Origin of the sequence: Stieleria sp., assembly GCF_041595215.1 — a bacterium.
GTDB classification, from domain to species: Bacteria; Planctomycetota; Planctomycetia; order Pirellulales; family Pirellulaceae; genus Stieleria; species Stieleria magnilauensis.
Window position 1 is genome coordinate 1 of record NZ_JBFHKV010000885.1, and the last position, 3,697, is coordinate 3,697.

Sequence of the window (3,697 nt, forward strand, 5' to 3'; positions counted from 1 at the left end):
AGCACACGTTGGTGTCCAGCCTTCAGGCGTTGCCTGCTCGCTGCTCCGCAGCGACCCCGGGCGGCTAAAGCCTGCACACCAGCGCACGTTGGTGTCCAGCCTTCAGGCGCATCCTGCTCGCTGCTCCGCAGCGACCCCGGGCGGCTAAAGCCTGCACACCAGCGCACGTTGGTGTCCAGCCTTCAGGCGTTGCCGGACGCGCATGCCAATTTGGCGTTGCCAAACACAGTTAGCAAACAGCGCGCCAACGGGAGCGGGTTGTTCTCGGCGTTGATGTCGTGACGCGAGACCCGGTGTCTCTCGCCCCCTGCCGGGGTCTGCTCGAACCGCACATCAGGCCGATTGGCACACCAATTGCCTCAGTGTCTCACTGTGTTCCCAACCGACTCATCAACCGTGAGAGCTCCGATGCATACCGAAACGACTCCGACGGCCCGCGATATCATGAACACGCATGTCCAATGCGTTCAGCCCGAGATGATGTTGGGGGACATTGTGGCGTTCTTATTGAAACACAAGATCTCCAACGCCCCCGTGGTCAAGCACGACGGCAATGTGAAGCATCTGCTGGGCTTCATCTCCGAAGGCGACTGTTTGGAATTTCTCGCCAACGAGATGTTCTACGGCAATCCCAGCCCGACGCAGACCGCCACGACGATCATGAAGAAACATCCCACGTGCGTTGGACCCGATACCGACGTGTTTGCGTTGACGTCGATTTTCATGAGTCATCAATTCCGCCATCTGCCCGTGGTCGATGAAGATCAACATCTGCTGGGGATCATCAGCCGCCGCGATATCCTTCGCGCCCTCGACGATTTCTACCACCAATGGAATCGCTCCAGCGACCGAGAGCGGTTCCCCGTCGACGTCCACAAGATCATGAACCACAGGTTCATCGTCACCGGTTGATCGCGCGGTGACGCACAGCGGTTGCGTTGGTGCTTCAACGCGGCACAGCATTTGCCACCAGCATGATGTCGTGACGGGGCGCCGAAAACGCCGCGTCCGCCAGCGCTGTCCCCTATGCGGTGAATCATGTTTACGGCTGCATCTAACGAGACGAAACGGAACCGTCCGGTCAACCTGGGCCGTGTCGTTTCGGTGCGAGGCAGTGTCATAGACGCACACTTTGACGACGTGCTGCCGGCGATCAACCACGAACTGAGAACCGGTGCCGGGGGCGAAATCGTGGTGGAAGTCGCGGCACAACTTGATCCGCACACGGTCCGCGGCATCGCGTTCAATTCCACCCAGGGCCTGTCACGCGGCATCGCCATCCGTGATCTCGGCAAACCCCTCGACGTGCCGGTGGGAAAGAGGTTGCTCGGCCGGGCACTCAACGTGTTTGGTCAGCCCATCGATGACGACGAACCGCTGGACGAGCTTCCGCGGCGAAGCATTCACCAGACGCCGCCGGCGATCGCCAGCCGCGCGACGCAATCCGAAGTCTTCGAAACCGGGATCAAGGCGATCGACCTGCTCTCGCCGCTCGAACGCGGCGGCAAGGCGGGCTTGTTCGGTGGTGCGGGTGTCGGCAAGACCGTCTTGATCACCGAGTTGATCCACAACGTGGTCTCCAAACACTCCGGCGTCAGTCTGTTTTGTGGCATCGGGGAACGGTGTCGCGAAGCCGAGGAGTTGTACCGGGAAATGGGCGCAGCCGGGGTGCGTGACAACACGATCATGATGTTCGGTCAAATGAACGAACCACCGGGGGCGCGCTTTCGCGTCGGTCATGCCGCGTTGACACTGGCAGAATACTTTCGTGACGATGCGCGGCAGGATGTCCTGCTGTTGATCGACAACATTTTCCGGTTCATCCAAGCCGGCATGGAAGTCTCCGGATTGATGGGACAGCTGCCATCGCGTGTCGGCTACCAACCCTCGCTGGCGACCGATCTGGCGGAGTTGGAGGAACGGATTTGTTCCACCGCGTCCGGGGCGATCACATCGGTGCAAGCGGTGTACGTGCCGGCCGATGATTTTACCGATCCCTCGGCCGTGCACGCGTTCTCGCACTTGTCCGCGACGGTCGTGCTGAGCCGTAAACGCGCCTCCGAGGGACTGTACCCGGCGATCGATCCGCTGCAATCAACCTCGGAAATGTTGCTGCCGCAAATCGTCGGCGAAAACCACTACCAGGTCGCCAGTGATGTCCGCCGAACGCTGGCCAACTACGAAGAATTAAAAGACATCATCGCGATGCTCGGCATGGAAGAACTTTCGCGAGACGACCGCCGCACCGTCAATCGCGCCCGGCGGATCGAACGGTTTCTGACTCAACCCTTCATCACCACCGAGCAGTTCACCGGCGCCAAAGGCAAGACGGTGCCGATTCAGGACACCCTGGAAGGATGCACCCGAATCTTGGACGACGAATTTCACGACGTTCCCGAACGTTCGCTCTACATGATCGGCACGATCGACCAAGTCCGGGGCGCTGATCGATGATGCAGCTGAAAATCCAAACGCCCAACGAAGTCTTGACGGACCAGTCCGTGGTGAAGGTCATCGCCGAAGCGGAAAACGGATGCTTTTGTTTGCTGCCCCGCCATGTCGATTTTCTCTCTGCGCTCGTGCCCGGATTGCTCGCCTTCGAAGATAGCGACGGGAACGAGCACTTTGTCGCCGTCGGCGAGGGATTGTTGGTCAAGAAAGGTCAGACGGTGTTGGTTTCCGTTCGCCAAGCGGTCCGCGGCGGAGACTTGGGGAAACTGCAACGCACCGTCCGCGAACAGTTCGAATCGATCGACGACCGCGAGCGGGCGACACACGCGGCGGTGGCCAAGTTGGAAGCGAGCTTCTTGCGTGGCTTCTTGGAACTGAGCGGAGAGGTGCGATGAGCGGTTCCGATCACGACCGGCCGAACAACACGCCCAGCAACACGCCGAGCAAGCCTGCGAGCAACACGCCCAGCAACACTGCGAGCGTGTCCGAGTCGCAGCAGACATCGCCGCAGCAGACATCGCCGGAAGAATTTCGCAGTGACTTGGAACGAGACGTCTCGACCCGGGAACAACGAAAGCTGAAGGCGCGTGCGGAAGTGAATCGAACGATTTGGTTCGGCCTGGGAACGTTCGGCTTGGTCGGCTGGTCGGTGACGCTGCCCGCGCTGGCCGGAATCGCGACCGGGATTTGGATCGATCACAGGTTTCCGAGCCGGTTCTCATGGACCTTGATGTTATTGGTGGTGGGCGTCGCGCTGGGGTGTTTGAACGCTTGGCGTTGGATTTCTCGCGAGAGTCAAAACGATGTGAGGCATTGAAGAGAGGCAATCATGTTTGAATCCATCGAAATCATCTTGGCAGCCGGCTTGGGGGCCATTTTGGCGGTCTTTTACTTCGGCGGCCTGTGGTGGACGCTCCGCGGTCTGTCGGCCTCGCAGCGACCGCTGGCGATTTACTTTGCCAGTTTGACGACCCGGATGGTGATCGCGCTGCTGGTGTTCGCCGGTTTCGCCGTCTACGGAGTCTGGCAGACGTTCGTGGCGTGTTTGTTGGGGTTCCTGATCACGCGGATCGCGCTGCTGCGATTTTTGGGGCGGGAACCGAGCGTGGCGACGGCCGTCCAGACGACCGAACAGACGTCCGTGCAGACATCCGTACAACGGAGCGGACCATGAACGGGGTGCAGATTTCGGTCGACCATTGGGTGCTGTGGCAATCCGACGTTTGGCCGATGGTCAAATTGAACG

General features: G+C 60.1%; 5 protein-coding genes. All 5 read left to right on the plus strand.

The genetic code is table 11. The annotated features are described in order from the left end of the window. The first annotated feature begins 408 nt into the window (after positions 1–408). The 5 genes from ABX749_RS25680 to ABX749_RS25700 all read left to right on the plus strand — a co-directional run bounded on the left by ABX749_RS25680 (position 409) and on the right by ABX749_RS25700 (position 3,625). The gene (locus tag ABX749_RS25680; RefSeq protein ID WP_145210052.1) at positions 409–912 is read left to right on the plus strand and encodes a CBS domain-containing protein; all 504 of its coding nucleotides are present in this window, start codon (positions 409–411) and stop codon (positions 910–912) included. A 126-nt stretch (positions 913–1,038) separates the two neighbouring features. After that, on the plus strand, positions 1,039–2,454 hold the full coding sequence (gene atpD / locus ABX749_RS25685) for a F0F1 ATP synthase subunit beta (RefSeq protein ID WP_372898519.1): 1,416 nt from the start codon (positions 1,039–1,041) through the stop codon (positions 2,452–2,454). Further along, entirely contained in the window at positions 2,451–2,846 is a 396-nt protein-coding gene (locus ABX749_RS25690) for a F0F1 ATP synthase subunit epsilon (protein ID WP_372898520.1), read from the plus strand. Before atpD ends, ABX749_RS25690 begins: the two co-directional genes overlap by 4 nt. Continuing rightward, positions 2,843–3,268, plus strand: coding sequence for an AtpZ/AtpI family protein (locus tag ABX749_RS25695; RefSeq protein ID WP_372898521.1), 426 nt, complete (start codon positions 2,843–2,845; stop codon positions 3,266–3,268). The genes ABX749_RS25690 and ABX749_RS25695 overlap by 4 nt, the downstream gene beginning before the upstream one ends. 12 nt (positions 3,269–3,280) lie before the next feature. Further along, on the plus strand, positions 3,281–3,625 hold the full coding sequence (locus ABX749_RS25700) for an ATP synthase subunit I (RefSeq protein ID WP_372898522.1): 345 nt from the start codon (positions 3,281–3,283) through the stop codon (positions 3,623–3,625). Positions 3,626–3,697: the final 72 nt, after the last annotated feature.

What these genes read in the sequence shown, in the direction of transcription:
- ABX749_RS25680 (WP_145210052.1), top strand. Translation starts at nt 409, where the DNA reads ATGCATACCGAAACGACTCCGACGGCCCGCGATATCATGAACACGCAT.
- atpD (WP_372898519.1), top strand. Translation starts at nt 1,039, where the DNA reads ATGTTTACGGCTGCATCTAACGAGACGAAACGGAACCGTCCGGTCAAC.
- ABX749_RS25690 (WP_372898520.1), top strand. Translation starts at nt 2,451, where the DNA reads ATGATGCAGCTGAAAATCCAAACGCCCAACGAAGTCTTGACGGACCAG.
- ABX749_RS25695 (WP_372898521.1), top strand. Translation starts at nt 2,843, where the DNA reads ATGAGCGGTTCCGATCACGACCGGCCGAACAACACGCCCAGCAACACG.
- ABX749_RS25700 (WP_372898522.1), top strand. Translation starts at nt 3,281, where the DNA reads ATGTTTGAATCCATCGAAATCATCTTGGCAGCCGGCTTGGGGGCCATT.